We start from the raw sequence: 15,307 nt of genomic DNA, 5'->3' as shown, positions 1-15,307 counted from the left end.
ATCTCCTTAAATTTTGGTATAATTTAAGTATCGAAATTCTAAGGAGAAGGGGGAATTTTTTATGTCTACCAGAGTCTATGATTGCCTGAAGTTAATCGCAGAGAAAATAATTGAAAACAAAGATTTTCTTACAGATTTAGACAGAGAAATCGGAGATGCTGACCACGGAGTAAACATGGCCAGAGGATTTCAGGCGGTTATCGAAAAAGTTGATCCAGAGGATGCTGATATCGGAAATGCGTTAAAGAAGACAGGAATGACTTTGTTGTCAACTGTTGGTGGCGCATCAGGTCCATTGTATGGCACAGCCTACATGGAGGCAGCAAAGGTCTTTGCAGGAAAAACAGAGGTCAATGGGGACGACTTCAAAGCTGCAATGGAAGCTGCTATTGCTGGAATCCAGAAGCGTGGCCACGCAGAAAAAGGGGAAAAGACCATGCTTGATGCACTTATGCCTGCAACAGATGTCTTATCAGAGAAGCTTGCTGGGGGAGCAAGTCTTGCTGATGCACTTACCGATGCCTGCGTAGCTGCTAATGAGGGTATAGAATTCACAAAGACTATTGCAGCTACTAAGGGACGAGCCAGTTATTTAGGAGACCGCAGTATCGGTCATCAGGACCCAGGTGCCACATCTCTTACAATGACACTGGAAACAATTAGAGATTTTTTAAAGGCATAACGTAAATACGATATAACAAATAGGGGGATTTGTTATGGTAGGACTGGTTTTAGTATCCCACAGCCCAAAGATTGCAGAGGGATTAACTGATTTGACTTCCGAGATTGCAGCAGAACATAAGGGGATTGTGGCTGCAGGGGGCTTGGAAGATGGAACTATCGGCACAGATGCAATTCGTATTTCCGAAGCAATTCGTCAGGCTAATGACGGAGATGGTGTAGTAGTTTTAGCTGACTTAGGAAGCGGGGTAATGAGCTCTGAAACTGCTATTGAGCTTTTGGAGGACGAGGACATTAATGTAAAGCTGGCTGATGCTCCACTTGTTGAAGGCACTATTGCAGCGGCAGTGAGCGCTATGGTGGGCAGCGACCTGGAGGCTGTCCTAAAAGCGGCGGAGGACTGCCGTGGCGTAAAAAAAATACCATAAAAGTGCAGATAGCTTGAGAGTGTAACAGGCGAGAGACCAATTAGGAGGAGGAATTTTATTATGAAGAAACTTATTAATGGGGTTGATAACATCGTTGATGAAATGCTGGAAGGTATGGTTGCTGCTTATCCACAGTACATCAAAAGACTTGATGGTTTTGATGTTGTTGTAAGAGCAGGGGGCTCTAAAGGTAAAGTTGCGCTTGTATCTGGTGGCGGTAGTGGACATGAGCCTGCACATGGCGGATATGTTGGCAAGGGAATGCTTGATGGCGCTATTGCTGGAGCTGTATTTACATCACCTACACCTGATCAGGTTTATGAGGCAATCAAGGCGGCAGACGGTGGCAAGGGTGTTCTTCTTGTAATAAAGAACTATACAGGCGATGTTATGAACTTTGAGATGGCAGCTGATATGGCTCGTGACGAGGGCATTGAGGTTGATCAGGTTATCACAGCTGATGATGTGGCTGTTGAAAATAGTACATGGACAACAGGACGTCGCGGTATCGCAGGAACAATTTTCGTTCATAAGATTGCTGGTGCATGCGCTGAGGCTGGCGGAAGCCTTGCTGATGTTAAACGTGTAGCAGAGAAGGTTATCGCAAATGTTCGCTCAATGGGTATGGCTGTTGATGCTTGTACCGTTCCTGCAGCTGGAAAGCCTAGCTTTGATTTAGCAGAGGATGAAATCGAAATCGGTATTGGTATTCATGGTGAGCCAGGTGTAAACCGCGAGAAGATTGGTACAGTAAATGAAATTGCAGACAAGCTTCTTAATAAGATTTTTGCAGAGGGCATTTACAATTCAGGTGACGAAGTTGCTGTTATGGTAAACGGTATGGGCGGAACACCTTTAATGGAGCTCTTTGTAGCAAACAAGCATGTGAAGGAAGTTCTTGATGGAAAGGGCATCAAGATTCACAAGACTCTTGTAGGAAATTACATGACCTCTCTCGATATGGAAGGCTTTTCAATCACTCTTTTGAAGGTTGATGACGAGCTGAAAAAACTTCTTGATGCTCCTGCAGATACACCTGCATTTGTTCAAGTATAATTCGTAAATATTTGTTATAATATAGGGGAGATGGTGATAAGCCATCTCCCATTTTTGATATTGGCGGGGAGTGTTTATGAAGAGAAAAACAAAGCGAATTATTTGCATAGCACTTATTTACACATTATTTTGTCTTATAGCGGTGCTTATGAAAAACTTTGTTGATTTTAGAACAGAGGCAGAGCCGCTTGCGGATATTGCGGAGGAGACTACGGAAGAGGACACACAGACACCTACTGAGCCTGTAATTAAGGTTGTTACCCCTGGAACGGGACATGTAGTTTGCATTGATGCAGGTCAGCAGCAGACTCCAGATATGAAAAAGGAGCCAATTGGTCCTGAGGCCACCAAGAAAAAGCCTAAGATGGATGATGGATCTGTTGGAAAATATACAGGTATTACAGAATATCAGTTAAATCTTGATATTGCCCTTAAGGTGCAGAAGGAGCTGGAGAATCGAGGGTATACCGTCGTTATGACTCGTACTACCAATGATGTAAATATAAGCAATAGTGAGCGCTCCAATATAGCCAATGAAGCAAAGGCAGAGGCTTTTATCAGGATTCATGCAGATGGCTCTGATGACAGCACTGTACATGGTGCATCTGCTGTTTGCCAGACTACAGATAATCCATACAATGGAAATCTCTATGAAAGCAGCAGAAAGCTGGCTGACTGTGTTTTAGATGGTATGGTGACCTCCACAGGTTGTGAAAAACGACAGGTTATTGAGGTCGATTCAATGCCTGTAATCAACTGGAGTCAGGTGCCAGTTTCGATTATAGAGGTGGGGTATATATCAAATAAAGACGAGGAAATTAAGCTTGCAACAGAGTCTTATCAGCAATTAGTGGCAAAGGGGATAGCCGATGGTTTGGATAATTATTTTAATTAATCCATGGCCGTTCATAATCTTATTTTATAATCTACATAGAAAATACACTATTAATGTTGCCAAAGGTGGTAGAATTCAAGTATGAATGCGATTCTTTAATTCTAGGGAGAGTTGGTAACTGTCGGTAGTGTATTTTTTTGTGGAGGTAAATATGCAAAAAAAGAGCATTCTTTCTAGTGTTAAGACCAAATTGATTATTACAATGGTAGTGCTTGCTGCATTACCACTTCTCACTGCTACAACTATAAATTATGTCAGAACCACAACAAAGGCAAAGGAGGATGCAAAAATCACACTTGCCTGGTCTGCATGGTTCCTCGAAAGCGAGATAAATAAAATATTCGCTGAGACGGAATTATCTATGAAATCTCTGGCATCATCCCCAGGAACAATTGAATATGTTAAATCTGGTAAAAACGGTGCTCAGTTAAAACACCAGATGGATATAATTAATGCCTATTTCAATGATGGAAATGCCATTACACTTTCTGATGCAACGGGAAAGATGATTCTTAGAAGTGATGGAGGAGAACTGGCAGATATTTCTCAGAGAGATTACTGGAAAAATGCTATGAAGGGAAATACCGCCACATCTACAGTAATGACCAGTTCATCAACAGGAAAGAGATCGGTTTGTATTGCTGTTCCTGTTTATGATGTGAGTGGCAGTGTTGTTATTGGCGTTTTACATAGAAGTTTTGATTTATCAAAATTCCGAGATATTTTGGGTGAAGATGGTGAAGAGGCATTTTTGGTTGATTATGAGGGAACTCTTGCTTCTCATGCTTTCTATGACATAGCAGTAGATGATGAGCCTGTTAGTTTTGCGTCATCTCCATACATAACCTCTGATTTGGAAAGTGATACTTATATCAGTAATGCCAGCGGTGAACCAACCTATGTTTCCTATGTAAGGGAACCAATCACGGGATACATTATCTGTGATGCATTGGCTATTTCTGCAGTAACAGCAGAGGCAAGAGCATCAGCAATAACAAATATCATCCTTGGTGTGGTTTTGCTTGTAGTGGCTGCTGTTTTAGCATACTTACAGGCACTTAGTTTCACGACTCCAATTGTGGCAGTTAATGCAACATTAGCAAAGCTTGCTGATGGTATTTTTGAAAAAATTGATAAGTACACAAATCGCAAAGACGAATTTGGTGAGATTGTTAATAATACAAACAGTCTGATAGAGAAGCTGTCCACAATTGTGGGACACATTAAGAATTCTTCTAATACAGTTGCTGATTCTTCAGATGAGCTTGCAACGATGGCTGATCAGATTGCAAGAACCACAGAGACAGTTGCTTCTTCAGTTCAGCATATTGCAAGTGGTGCAGTGCAGCAGTCTGAAGATATTCAGTCAGCAGCAGAGGGAACTAACAAGATTACAGATGCGGTAGGAAGCGTTCAGGATTCTACAGTGGAGATGACAGAGCTTGCCAAGAGAATGAAGGCAGCATCAGAGGCATCTACAGCTTCACTTGATATTCTCCAGAATACAAGTGGTGAGATGACCACAAAGATTGATGAGATTTCTACAAGAATTTCTTCAACACAGAATGCTGTTTCAAATATCAACGAGCGAGTTGAAGGAATTGCAGGTATCGCATCCCAGACAAATCTTCTTTCTCTTAATGCTTCTATCGAGGCAGCAAGAGCAGGTGAGATGGGTAAGGGATTTGCAGTTGTTGCTGAGGAAATCAGAAAGCTTGCTGATGATTCAGATAGTCTTGCTTCAGAAATCAGAGCAGAGATGGATGCATTACTGCAGGAAGCAGAGCAGGCAGTTAATGCAGCTACTCAGGTTATGGAAGGTAATGCAGAGCAGCAGAAGGCATTGTCTAAGACCTTCGAATCAGTACAGGGAATGCTTCAGGATATCGAGGATACAGTACGAAGCGTTGCCAGAATTTCAGATGAGGCACAGACCTGCGTAGACTCAAATTCACTGGTATCAAATGCTATGACCTCACTTTCAGCTATTTCTGAAGAGAACGCAGCTTCTTCAGAGACAACTGGTGCTTCTGTTGAAGAGCTTTCAGCTACAGTCAGTACACTTGCTGATTCAGCTGCAAATCTTAAGGATATCGCAGAACAGCTTAATGAAGAAATGAAGTTCTTCAAATAACGCATAAACGAATTGAAAAGAAATGTGTCATTGGGTACAATCTAACCTGATGACACATTTTTTATTGGGGGAATTATGACTATAATATTAGAAAACATCTGCAAATCCTACGGGGAAGCGCAGGTCTTAGATAACTACAATCTCACAGTAGAGTGGGGCCGTGCCTACTGCCTTACAGGCCCAGCAGGCTGCGGTAAATCTACAATCCTTAAAATTTTCATGGGACTTGAAAAGCCAGACAGTGGCCAGATTCACAGAATGGGAGACTACAAATATCCTACACTCCAGAGTGCCTATGTTTCACAGGCTGATGCAAATCTTGTAATGAAAAAGAATGCCATCTGGAACGTTAAAAAGGTTCATAGATGGGCCAGCAAGGGAAGAGCGATAGAGGAACTATCAAAGTTTATTCCAGCTGAAAGACAGACCATACCAGTTTCTGAGCTGACACCTGTGGAGCGCAGATTTGTAGAGATTGTAAGGGCTCTTTTTGTTCCCGCAGATTTCATTGTTTTGGATGAGCCTTTTGAAGGAATGAATGAAGAAGAGCAGGAAAAAGCCAAGGCTTATATTTTAGAGATTCGTGGTACACGTCCACTGCTCATGGCTACAAGAAATCCAGAGGGAGTGGATTTTGCAAAGATTATAAACTTGGGATAATTTCATAAGGGGGTTGAGTATGGAAAAGAAACTAATTGTTCAGGCACTGACAAAGGTCTTTTGTGGTATTGTTCTGCTGGCAGCGTTTATATTTATTCCAGCAGGCACAGTCTATTACTGGCAGGGATGGCTGCTAATGGGGATTCTTTTTATACCAATGATTATTGCAGGCTTTGTCATGATGTTTAAGTGTCCCGAGCTTTTAAAGAAGAGACTAAATGCAAAAGAAGAACAGTCGGAGCAGAAGACTGTAGTTTTTCTTAGTGGACTAATGTTTATTGCTGCTTTTGTAGTGGCAGGTCTGAATTTTAGATTTAGATGGATAGTTTTGCCGGATGTGTTTTCTTACATTTTTGCGGTGTTATTTTTGTTAGCATATATTTTATATGCTGAAGTGCTCAGGGAGAATGAGTATTTATCTCGTACCGTAGAAGTCCAGGAGAATCAAAAGGTGGTGGACACAGGTCTTTATGGAATAGTTCGCCATCCAATGTACATGAGCACAGTGTTACTTTTCCTTGCAATGCCATTGGTACTTGGCTCCGTGATTTCATTCGTGATTATGCTTGTTTATATCCCAATTATTAGCAAGAGAATCAAAAACGAAGAGCAGGTACTGGCTGAAGGATTAGCTGGATACAGGGAGTATATGGAAAAAGTGAAATATCGAGTAATACCATTTATCTGGTGAGAATAATATAGGTGGAGTCTATGATTACAGAAGAAATCAAAGAGGAGCTTTTGAAGCTTCAGGATATAGAGTACAGGGATTTTCAGTCCAAGCTTATTCCTACAGTAGATGTGTCGTATTTCATTGGAGTAAGGACTCCGGATTTACGAAAGCTTGCAAAGACACTTGCAAAGAGACCTGATATAGATGATTTTTTGAAGCAGTTGCCCCACGATTATTTTGATGAGAATCAGCTTCATGCATTTATTCTTTCGGAGATGAAGGACTATGAGAAATGTGTGGAAATGCTTCAGCAATTCCTGCCTTATGTGAATAACTGGGCCACCTGCGATCAGATGTCTCCGAAGATTTTCAAAAAGCACAAAGCCGAGCTGTTGCCGATAATTGATGAATGGATTGCGTCAGGCGACACCTATAGTATACGCTTTGGCATAAAGATGCTAATGGAACATTTTCTAGATGAAGATTTTGATTTATCTTATCCTGAGAAGGTGGCGGCAGTTCATTCCGAGGAATACTATGTAAACATGATGATAGCCTGGTATTTTGCTACAGCCCTTGCAAAGCAGTACGATGCAACCATTACCTTTATCGAGAATAAAAAATTGGACCAGTGGTGCCACAATAAGGCAATCCAAAAGTCCATTGAAAGTTATCGTATTACTCCTGAACAGAAGGAATATTTGAGAGGGCTGAAGATTAAATAGCAAAAAAAGAAGGCTTAAAAAAGCCTTCTGAATGCTGGAATGATTTGTGCTACCACAACAGCCTTTACAAGATCTAGAGGTATGAATGGAATAAAGCCTGTGAGGAACGCAGTTTTTAAATCATAGCTCATTGTTGCTTTGAGCCATAACATTCCAATAATATCGATAATCAAAACGCCGATGATGGCACACATAGTGTACCAGAGTCGGCTATATTTTTTGCCGCGAATAAGTGGAAGAACCACCATAACAATTGGAAAAGCCCAAGTGTAAGCACCATAAGGTGCAATCAAATATCCGATGCCGCTACCGCCACCAATGAAAACTGGTAAGCCTACCACACCAAGAAGAAACCATACAAGGCTGATTAAGAATGATTCACCTACAGGAAAAAGAAGTGCAATAAGGAACACCATAAAGTTCATCATAGTAATCTTTGGCGCCATAGGTAGTGGAGTTGGAATGCTAAGGTAAGCTGATATGCATAGAATTGCAGCGAATAAGCTGCATAAAACCAAACGCTTTGTAGGTAGTAGCTGCTTTGAGTTTGTAGTAATGTTTGTGTTATCCATAATTTAGTCCCCCTAAGTAGTTTATTGAAATAACAATAATGATAATAATGGAGTAGATGTTAATTGTCAACCTTTAAATCTTAATGGGTTGACAATTATTTTTTTATAATTATCATTTACATAGATTACTTGTGAAGGGAGACTAACTATGGACATTAAAAAATTGACAGAAAGAATTATTGATGGGGGAAGTATTACAAGGGAAGAGGCTCTTGAACTTGTTGAGGCTCCATTGGAAGAGTTATGCAGCGGCGCGGATGAGCTTAGAAGATATTTTAATGGTGATGTATTTGATATGTGCGCCATAATGAGTGTTAAGGGTGGCAGATGCTCAGAAAACTGTAAATTCTGTGCTCAGTCCAGCTGTTCAAAAGCTGATATTGATACTTTTGAAGTTAGGCATGCAGAATATGTAGCCGCTGATGCAAGAGCTCATTCGGGAAAAGGAATTGCTCATTATTGTCAGGTATCTTCAGGTAGAAGATTAAACAAAGCTGAGGTGGCACAGATATGTGAAAATGTAAAAAGAATTGTGGCAGAAACTGACATGGCACCTTGCATTTCGTTGGGCTTGATTGATAAAGAGGATTTGCTGGCTTTAAAGGCTGCTGGTGTTCAGCGTGTTCATAACAATATCGAGACTAGCCCAGAATATTTCAAGAAAGTTTGTAGCACACATACAACTGATGAAAAAATTGAATATATGAAGCTAGTACGTGAAGTAGGACTTGAACTATGTAGCGGTGGAATCTTTGGAATAGGCGAGACTTGGGAAGATAGAATTGATATGGCATTTGCTCTTGTGGAGATTCAGCCTGACTCTGTACCTATCAATATGTTAAAGCCTATAAAGGGCACACCTATGGAGGATAGGGAACGACTAAGCAAAGATGAGGTTCGTCGCATCGTTGCTATCTTTAAATATATTCTTCCTAAAGCTTCTATTAGGTTTGCAGCAGGAAGAGATTACCTGGATGACACAGGTATCTCTTGTTTCAAGGGTGGCAGTAATGCGACTATTACAGGAAATATGCTTACCGTAAAAGGGATATCTGTCGAGCAGGATTTGAAAACCATTGAGGAGTTGGGATACTGTCTAGGATAACCTTTACTTACCAAGTATAATCATCTACAATCTAATAAAAGTGTGGCAAATAGTTAGGACAACAAGGTGAGTCTAAAGGAGATGTTATGAAATCAAAAGTAGCCAAGAGAGTTGTAATTGTTTCTATTTCGGTATTATCAATAGCTCTTATTTTGTTTTTGGGTTATCAACTATTCATTAATCCATATCGTGGAACAACAAAGAAATTCATAGCCTCTTTGCCTGTAGAATCAGAGCTTACTGAAAAGCAGGTGTTGAAAGACATAGATTTTACTGTTAAAAAACTAAGAGAACGTCATCCTGCATGGCTTGAGGATGATAACAAGAATGTTGCCGCTGTGGAAGATGCATATAAAACCGAGAGACAGCAAGTCATTGATGATGGTGTGGATACCTACACCGTTATTGATGAGTGGAGAATTATAGGCAGAATCATGCATCAGCTCTATGATGGACATTCTAGAATTTCTTACATGGATGACGATGCATATTACATTGATGATTTCACACAGTTAAAGGAGCTTGGACTGCCATCGGAAATAAATGGTATTCCAACAGAGAAGATTGTAGATGATTATTTAGAAATCTTTCAGTATGAGCGCAAAGAGTTTGCCAGAGCATGCGTAGATCATTTTATTGAGAATGAATCATGTCTTGAATGGGTTGGTGTGGACACTTCTGATGGAGTACGATTTACCTACGATACAGAAGAAGGAAAAAAGGATTATCACTATTCATTTGTGCCATATGAACAGGTAAAAGGTGCCGAAGAAGAGGATGATGAGTGGGTCAGCTATGAAATAGATGAGAGAACCAGTACCGCTGTATTTACCTTGGAAGAATGTAACTATGATGATTATTATGAGAGCACATTAAAGGGCTTTTTTGATCAGGTTAACGAGAAAGGAATCAATAATATAATTGTTGATTTGCGCGGAAACGGTGGCGGTAATTCCTATGTGGCAGAAGCATTTTTACAGTATCTGGATATAGATGGTTATGATAGCTGGAGTAGTGATGTGAGATACGGGAATTTTCTCATACATAATGAACCTTACCATGTAGATATTCAGAAGAAGGAAAATGCTTTTTCGGGAAATATCTATATGCTCACAGACGTTTATACTTACAGTGCGGCAATGGATTTTACAATGCTGATTTCAGATAATAATTTAGGAACTGTTATCGGTGAGGCCTCTGGAAATCTTCCTGATGCCTACGGAGATATACTTAGATTTTCTTTGCCAAATTCTAAGCTGGGATTGACTATTTCCTATAAAAACTGGCATAGAATAGAACAAAGCAAAAAAGGAGAGCCTATTGAGCCAGACTACGTCTGTGACCCAAAGGAGGCTCTCAGTAAAGCAAAACAATTGATTAGTGACTAAAATGCTTCTCAGCAAATCCCATAGGCTGGACGCATTCTAGAGTGCCCACATAGTTGTGGTCTTTGTCGCGGACTGCCATGTATCTGATTAATACAGGCTGGTTATCACGGCTGCTCCAGATATCAATACAGTCTCTATTGCCAGCCTTGAAATCAGCAATTATAGAGCGAACCATAGGCTCAAATTTAGGAGGATGACAGGTATAAACTTCTCTATCAAGGGCTGTAAGAGGGCGCTTGAAAAGCTTCATATCATCGCCATCGTTAAAGTATTTATTAACATCATTCTCATCAACAAATGTAAGCTCAATTGGAATGGTGTTAAGCATTGCATCTAGTTGATATGGAGTAAGCTGACCTGATGGGAGATTAATCATATCCCCAGTCTGAGGTAAATCCTTAACGTTTTTTTTGGGGGTAGCTTTCTCCCATAGTGGATGCTTTCCAATGAGGCAAGGCTTGTAGTCATCAAAGTCTCTTGCTATGTCAGCCCATTCTTGCATCGTGAAGTTCTTAGCGCAAAGAGGGAAGATGATGTTTTCTTCTTTGTAGAGCATGTCTTCGGCTTTTGTGACAACTACATCAAGTCTTTCGTTCCAAGTACTGTCTTCTAAAAGTGAAGGGAAATCCTTTGCACTGTTAGAGAGTGCTTTCATTTCATCGCGAATTTCATCATCTACTGTCCACATAATGTCTGTAGGACCTACAAAATGATATTTAAGCTTGAGAAGAGGGTAGAGCAAGTCGCCTTTTTCAGCATAGTGGATAGCGAGTTCTCTTGCCTTATCCAAAGCTTCGATTAAGTTTTCACGGCTTTCCATAGCAGCTCTAAGTTCCATAAGAACTTTCGAAATAGCTTCATTTTCAAGGGCAAATATGTTAAGAGGATGATTCTCTATTTGCTTGAGAGCAAGATACAGTTCATCAGCTCCATCCTGTCTCTTCAAGGGCGCAGTCTTCACCTTTGAACCAATTCCCATTCCTACATTCTTCGCTTTATCAATTCTCTTTTCCATGATTTCCTTCCTTTACGATAAATGTATCCTTATCAAAATCTATAATTCCATCATCCCTCATTTTTGAGAGCTCTCGTATCATTGCACTGCGATTTACAGATAAATATTCTGCAAGAGCCACTCTTGAAAGAGGGGAGTTAACATATTTAGAATTCTGCTCCTGTGCCAGCTGCGAAATATAAGCTAAAAGCTTTTCACGGATGCTTCCCTTTGATAGGACTTCTATCTTATTAAGGAACTTTTGATTTTTAGTTCCCAGTAGGTGAAACAGATTTGTAGCAATCTGAGCATGAAATCCGCAGGCATTAGGGCATGAATGAATTATGTTAGAGGCCGCAAGGAATAAGACTTTTGTATTCTCTGCAGCTTTAAATATCACCGATGAAGAAACGTCTTTTTGAACAGCAAAGCTTTCTCCAAACAATTCGCCAGGACCAAAGAAGGTAAATAGAGTGTTATTACCCCAAATATCATTCTTTATCATATGAACACTTCCATATAGAACGATTCCTACATAAGAAATATGGTCAGTTTCCATGTAAATGGTCTGCCCTTTTTTGAACTCCTTTTTGAAAGAGCGGATGCAGACTAACAGTTTGTCTAAATCAGCGCCCTTAATATTTTCAAAAAGCTCAACATCTTTATAACTAATCTCATTATTCATAGCGTCCACCTGCCTATCTATATACTACCTAAATAATACGATGGGAAGAGTTGCATTTGCAACTATTTGCGATTGAATTATGGTTTAAAGTGCTGTCAATGAACAAAAACAAGTTTCAAAGGAGTTAGAAAATATGAGCGCATTTTTAGGACCGATTCATTCACTTATGTATAACAGGATTATAACCCTGCAGCAGGTTATAAATGCTCTTGCTGATTTATCCAAGGTCGAAGGTTGGAATGCTGATGTGGATGACTATGTTATCCAGGAGTTTCCGCCGATAGAAGAGGTTGTAGATTTAAGTAATATCCATGCATCTTTATTTGGAATGGTGGATGGAGCTGAGAAGAGATTTGCAGGTGTAGTTTCTGCCATTGCAAGGGAAAACTATGAGCGATTAGAAAAGATAGAAGCTACTGTTAAATCTGTAGGTGAATCAATGAAAATTGAAGGTGTAAAAAGCCCAGAGGAAGCATGTGCTAGACTACAGGAAATCTTGCTAGATGGTATGCCTTGCGATAGAGCCTCTATGGTGAATCAGTACGCTGATGGAAGCTGTGAAATCATAAGAACAATGGATCTTCATTCCAGCTACTTTGAGGAAGCAGGCCTTGATGGGGATTTATACTATCAGTTATTAAAGCCATTTGTGACAGGATTATTTGCTGATTCTGAGGTTAAAATTTCTGGTGATGTCATGCATACTATAGCAATTGATATGTAGAACAAATATCCATAGGATACTTTGCAGATTTTTCATATTAGTTGTGTATAATTTTTTCGAAGAGTTCGTATATATTAGATCATTAATAGAGGGACGAACAGTATGGAAGAAAAGAAAAAGAAATTTAATCGAACAATTATTAGGCTACCGAATATTCTTGAAAAGCTGGTGGCAGCGATACTTCTGGTTGGAATAGTATACGGCGGCTATCGTCTGATTATTGATGCCTTTGCATTTATTTCACCGGATACAGAAGCATTGGCTTATATGGAAACACTTTTGGTATCTGCTTTCAGCGTTATTATTGTAATAGAGTTTGTAAGAATGCTTGTTAAGCACTCTATGAATACAATCATCGAAGTATTGATATTTGCAATAGCAAGAGGCATAGTTGCGGGTCATGAAGAATCGTTAAGTATGCTTGTTAGAGTCTTGGCTATAGCATTACTGTTATTCTGTAGAAAGTATCTGTTCAAAGAATTTGATTTTGAAGAAGAGGAATAATATTAAGCCCTGAGGAAAATCTCAGGGCTATTTTCAGTTCTGACAGGAGGAGCATATGGAGTTTTTCATAAACCTGATATTGGTATTCTTTACATTTTCATTTGTGGGATGGTGCATTGAGGTCACGTTGAAATATCGACAGTTTGGTCGATTTATAAACCGAGGATTTCTCATTGGTCCATGGCTTCCAATTTATGGCGCAGGGGCTGCACTTATCACGCTCACGGTAGCTGGGCTCACCCCTGTGGAGAGAGGTATAGGAACCACCTTTGCTATATCTTTGATTGTATGTGGCTTGATTGAATATCTTGCCAGTTACTTTATGGAAATGCGATTTCATGCTAGATGGTGGGATTATAGCCAGAAACCAATGAATCTAAATGGAAGAGTGTGGATTGGAAATCTGATTCTGTTTGGTTTGGGCGGTGTTGCTATTATCCATATCGTAAATCCGGTTTTATATGGCTTCTTTGAACAATTAAGTCTATTTAGTAAAGAAATAATTGCTGGCTGTCTTTCTGTTATTATTCTTGCTGATTATAGTGTTTCTCATTTTGTATTAAAGCTTGTAAAAATTGGAGTTGAATCCAGTGAAGCAGATAATACAGAGGCCATAAGCAAGGATGTACGTTTTCTACTTAGTAATAGATCAATCTTTTACCGTCGATTTGCCGATGCATATCCTGACGTAATCTATCGCACAGAAAAGGTTAAGGCTCGAATGGAAGAAATACGTTTGGAGACAGAGAAGTTCCGAATTGAGGCTGAAAAACGTATAGACGAATTAAACCAACAGTATGAAAAGAATAAAGCTGAGTGGGATGCAAGCATTAAAGCTGGAAGAGAGCAACTTAGGGAAAACTTAGAACCAACCAGTTTTATAAAAAACAACCTAATAGAAAAACAAAATCAGCTTATAGAATTGCTGTATGACGAGAGTACAGCTCCTGTTCCTGCAAAAGTGTTGATGGATGAAATTGAACATGAGCGTTTAAGACTTGAAAAACGCAGTTGGTAAATTGGAGGATTAACTATGGGGACAATAAAGGATTATATAAATTGGCGTGGTGATTTGGAGTTCTGGCAGGATGGTTTCAATGTAGTAGATAATCTTGTACTATCCTGTGTTTCTTATGTTGAGATGGATAGTATTTTTGATGGTGATGCTCCAAAAGTTTTGAGTATAAAAGAAGTAAGCGATATCTATTTTGAGAAGATTTATGATGAGGATAGCTTTCGAGATGGCTCAATTCTCAAGGATTCTCCAATTACATTAAAAGCAATTTCTCAAACGAATCGCTATAAAGATGTGAGAATTAGAAATTATGTTAACCTGATTGATACCTCCCGTACTCTTCAGTTCGCAGCTATGGAATTTTTGCTTCCTGATGGCACAAGCTATATCTGTTTTAGAGGCACAGACGATACGGTAGTAGGCTGGAAGGAAGATTTCATGCTGGCAATCAAGGAAACAGAGGCTGAGAAGGAGGCTGTAGAATACATTAATCGTATAGCGAAAGACAATGATAGATTACTTCGTGTTGGTGGACATTCCAAAGGTGGACATCTTTCAGTTTTTGCTGCTGCTAAGTGTAATAAAGACATTCAGCAAAGAATACTTACTGTTTATAGTAATGATGGCCCAGGATTTATGGATAAAGTGGCATCCAGCAAAACTATTAAGGATATACTTCCAAAGATTATAAGTATTGTGCCTGAGGAAACTATTGTGGGGCTTCTTATGACACCAGTATGTGAGCCTATAGTGGTTAAAAGCAATGCAGTTGCTGTTTTACAGCACAATATTGCTACATGGTGTGTGGAAGGAAAGACACTTGTTACAGTAGAAAATATTTCAAAGGCAGCTGTTATGGCTGATAAATGGATAAAGGATAGTATTGCAAAGATGACAGAAGATGAGATGGATAATTTTGTGGAAGAACTATTCTCGATATTCGAAGCAGCAGGAGCATTGACACTCACAGATTTCAAGAAGGGCGGTTTGAAATCCTTAAAGGCGATTTCGCAGACGGTAAAAGCTAGTAAAACGAAATAATATAGTTTTCATATCTAGGAATTATAA

Annotated in this window: 17 protein-coding genes; 14 read left to right on the top strand and 3 right to left on the bottom strand. The window is 39.7% G+C overall.

Annotation, left to right across the window (positions count from 1 at the left end; translation table 11 throughout):
• Positions 1 to 61: 61 nt before the first annotated feature.
• The 8 genes from dhaL to BMZ41_RS07460 all read left to right on the top strand — a co-directional run bounded on the left by dhaL (position 62) and on the right by BMZ41_RS07460 (position 7,252).
• On the top strand, positions 62 to 682 hold the full coding sequence (dhaL, locus tag BMZ41_RS07495; protein WP_090528301.1) for a dihydroxyacetone kinase subunit DhaL: 621 nt from the start codon (positions 62 to 64) through the stop codon (positions 680 to 682).
• Positions 683 to 716: 34 nt separating this feature from the next.
• Positions 717 to 1,109 carry a dihydroxyacetone kinase phosphoryl donor subunit DhaM gene (gene dhaM / locus BMZ41_RS07490; protein ID WP_090528298.1) on the top strand — a complete coding sequence of 131 codons (393 nt, stop codon included), beginning with the start codon at positions 717 to 719 and terminating at the stop codon, positions 1,107 to 1,109.
• Between the two features lie 60 nt (positions 1,110 to 1,169).
• On the top strand, positions 1,170 to 2,165 hold the full coding sequence (gene dhaK, locus BMZ41_RS07485; RefSeq protein WP_090168209.1) for a dihydroxyacetone kinase subunit DhaK: 996 nt from the start codon (positions 1,170 to 1,172) through the stop codon (positions 2,163 to 2,165).
• 76 nt (positions 2,166 to 2,241) lie between these two features.
• On the top strand, positions 2,242 to 3,060 hold the full coding sequence (locus BMZ41_RS07480) for an N-acetylmuramoyl-L-alanine amidase family protein (RefSeq protein ID WP_242942025.1): 819 nt from the start codon (positions 2,242 to 2,244) through the stop codon (positions 3,058 to 3,060).
• 151 nt (positions 3,061 to 3,211) lie between these two features.
• A complete protein-coding gene (locus BMZ41_RS07475) occupies positions 3,212 to 5,194 on the top strand; it encodes a methyl-accepting chemotaxis protein (protein ID WP_090528295.1) in 1,983 nt (660 codons plus the stop codon).
• 75 nt (positions 5,195 to 5,269) lie between these two features.
• A complete protein-coding gene (locus BMZ41_RS07470; RefSeq protein ID WP_090528292.1) occupies positions 5,270 to 5,854 on the top strand; it encodes an ATP-binding cassette domain-containing protein in 585 nt (194 codons plus the stop codon).
• 19 nt (positions 5,855 to 5,873) lie between these two features.
• On the top strand, positions 5,874 to 6,545 hold the full coding sequence (locus BMZ41_RS07465) for a methyltransferase family protein (RefSeq protein WP_090168205.1): 672 nt from the start codon (positions 5,874 to 5,876) through the stop codon (positions 6,543 to 6,545).
• A 20-nt stretch (positions 6,546 to 6,565) separates the two neighbouring features.
• Positions 6,566 to 7,252 (top strand): DNA alkylation repair protein, encoded by a 687-nt coding sequence (locus tag BMZ41_RS07460; protein WP_090528288.1) that lies wholly within the window; start codon positions 6,566 to 6,568, stop codon positions 7,250 to 7,252.
• A 14-nt stretch (positions 7,253 to 7,266) separates the two neighbouring features.
• On the opposite strand, the gene BMZ41_RS07455 is transcribed toward BMZ41_RS07460, so the two are convergent.
• Complete coding sequence (locus tag BMZ41_RS07455) at positions 7,267 to 7,824, bottom strand: biotin transporter BioY (RefSeq protein ID WP_090168200.1); 558 nt, start codon at positions 7,822 to 7,824, stop codon at positions 7,267 to 7,269.
• A gap of 148 nt (positions 7,825 to 7,972) precedes the next feature.
• On the opposite strand from BMZ41_RS07455, the gene bioB reads away from it, so the two are divergent.
• Positions 7,973 to 8,929 (top strand): biotin synthase BioB, encoded by a 957-nt coding sequence (gene bioB / locus BMZ41_RS07450; RefSeq protein WP_090528285.1) that lies wholly within the window; start codon positions 7,973 to 7,975, stop codon positions 8,927 to 8,929.
• Positions 8,930 to 9,015: 86 nt separating this feature from the next.
• Entirely contained in the window at positions 9,016 to 10,317 is a 1,302-nt protein-coding gene (locus BMZ41_RS07445) for a S41 family peptidase (protein ID WP_090528282.1), read from the top strand.
• Here the strand turns inward: BMZ41_RS07445 and BMZ41_RS07440 are convergent.
• Entirely contained in the window at positions 10,307 to 11,332 is a 1,026-nt protein-coding gene (locus BMZ41_RS07440) for a PAS domain-containing protein (RefSeq protein ID WP_090528279.1), read from the bottom strand. The two genes, BMZ41_RS07445 and BMZ41_RS07440, sit on opposite strands and share 11 nt — an antisense overlap.
• Positions 11,316 to 11,996: a Crp/Fnr family transcriptional regulator gene (locus BMZ41_RS07435; RefSeq protein ID WP_090168193.1), complete on the bottom strand. Its 681-nt coding sequence runs from the start codon at positions 11,994 to 11,996 to the stop codon at positions 11,316 to 11,318. Before BMZ41_RS07435 ends, BMZ41_RS07440 begins: the two co-directional genes overlap by 17 nt.
• Positions 11,997 to 12,129: 133 nt before the next feature.
• Here BMZ41_RS07435 and BMZ41_RS07430 point away from each other — a divergent pair, with 133 nt between their 5' ends.
• The 4 genes from BMZ41_RS07430 to BMZ41_RS07415 all read left to right on the top strand — a co-directional run bounded on the left by BMZ41_RS07430 (position 12,130) and on the right by BMZ41_RS07415 (position 15,280).
• The gene (locus BMZ41_RS07430) at positions 12,130 to 12,720 is read left to right on the top strand and encodes a hypothetical protein (protein WP_090528276.1); all 591 of its coding nucleotides are present in this window, start codon (positions 12,130 to 12,132) and stop codon (positions 12,718 to 12,720) included.
• 102 nt (positions 12,721 to 12,822) lie between these two features.
• Positions 12,823 to 13,224: a hypothetical protein gene (locus BMZ41_RS07425; protein ID WP_090168189.1), complete on the top strand. Its 402-nt coding sequence runs from the start codon at positions 12,823 to 12,825 to the stop codon at positions 13,222 to 13,224.
• A 55-nt stretch (positions 13,225 to 13,279) separates the two neighbouring features.
• A complete protein-coding gene (locus BMZ41_RS07420; RefSeq protein ID WP_090528274.1) occupies positions 13,280 to 14,242 on the top strand; it encodes a putative ABC transporter permease in 963 nt (320 codons plus the stop codon).
• 15 nt (positions 14,243 to 14,257) lie between these two features.
• Positions 14,258 to 15,280 (top strand): Mbeg1-like protein, encoded by a 1,023-nt coding sequence (locus BMZ41_RS07415; protein ID WP_090168184.1) that lies wholly within the window; start codon positions 14,258 to 14,260, stop codon positions 15,278 to 15,280.
• The last annotated feature ends 27 nt before the right edge of the window (positions 15,281 to 15,307 follow it).

It is taken from the genome of Pseudobutyrivibrio sp. UC1225, assembly GCF_900115215.1.
Lineage (GTDB): Bacteria > Bacillota > Clostridia > Lachnospirales > Lachnospiraceae > Pseudobutyrivibrio.
The sequence above is the reverse complement of the archived record's forward strand: the minus strand, read 5'-3'. Positions and strand labels throughout refer to the sequence as shown.

What these genes read in the sequence shown, in the direction of transcription:
- dhaL (WP_090528301.1), top strand. Translation starts at nt 62, where the DNA reads ATGTCTACCAGAGTCTATGATTGCCTGAAGTTAATCGCAGAGAAAATA.
- dhaM (WP_090528298.1), top strand. Translation starts at nt 717, where the DNA reads ATGGTAGGACTGGTTTTAGTATCCCACAGCCCAAAGATTGCAGAGGGA.
- dhaK (WP_090168209.1), top strand. Translation starts at nt 1,170, where the DNA reads ATGAAGAAACTTATTAATGGGGTTGATAACATCGTTGATGAAATGCTG.
- BMZ41_RS07480 (WP_242942025.1), top strand. Translation starts at nt 2,242, where the DNA reads ATGAAGAGAAAAACAAAGCGAATTATTTGCATAGCACTTATTTACACA.
- BMZ41_RS07475 (WP_090528295.1), top strand. Translation starts at nt 3,212, where the DNA reads ATGCAAAAAAAGAGCATTCTTTCTAGTGTTAAGACCAAATTGATTATT.
- BMZ41_RS07470 (WP_090528292.1), top strand. Translation starts at nt 5,270, where the DNA reads ATGACTATAATATTAGAAAACATCTGCAAATCCTACGGGGAAGCGCAG.
- BMZ41_RS07465 (WP_090168205.1), top strand. Translation starts at nt 5,874, where the DNA reads ATGGAAAAGAAACTAATTGTTCAGGCACTGACAAAGGTCTTTTGTGGT.
- BMZ41_RS07460 (WP_090528288.1), top strand. Translation starts at nt 6,566, where the DNA reads ATGATTACAGAAGAAATCAAAGAGGAGCTTTTGAAGCTTCAGGATATA.
- BMZ41_RS07455 (WP_090168200.1), bottom strand. Translation starts at nt 7,824, where the DNA reads ATGGATAACACAAACATTACTACAAACTCAAAGCAGCTACTACCTACA.
- bioB (WP_090528285.1), top strand. Translation starts at nt 7,973, where the DNA reads ATGGACATTAAAAAATTGACAGAAAGAATTATTGATGGGGGAAGTATT.
- BMZ41_RS07445 (WP_090528282.1), top strand. Translation starts at nt 9,016, where the DNA reads ATGAAATCAAAAGTAGCCAAGAGAGTTGTAATTGTTTCTATTTCGGTA.
- BMZ41_RS07440 (WP_090528279.1), bottom strand. Translation starts at nt 11,332, where the DNA reads ATGGAAAAGAGAATTGATAAAGCGAAGAATGTAGGAATGGGAATTGGT.
- BMZ41_RS07435 (WP_090168193.1), bottom strand. Translation starts at nt 11,996, where the DNA reads ATGAATAATGAGATTAGTTATAAAGATGTTGAGCTTTTTGAAAATATT.
- BMZ41_RS07430 (WP_090528276.1), top strand. Translation starts at nt 12,130, where the DNA reads ATGAGCGCATTTTTAGGACCGATTCATTCACTTATGTATAACAGGATT.
- BMZ41_RS07425 (WP_090168189.1), top strand. Translation starts at nt 12,823, where the DNA reads ATGGAAGAAAAGAAAAAGAAATTTAATCGAACAATTATTAGGCTACCG.
- BMZ41_RS07420 (WP_090528274.1), top strand. Translation starts at nt 13,280, where the DNA reads ATGGAGTTTTTCATAAACCTGATATTGGTATTCTTTACATTTTCATTT.
- BMZ41_RS07415 (WP_090168184.1), top strand. Translation starts at nt 14,258, where the DNA reads ATGGGGACAATAAAGGATTATATAAATTGGCGTGGTGATTTGGAGTTC.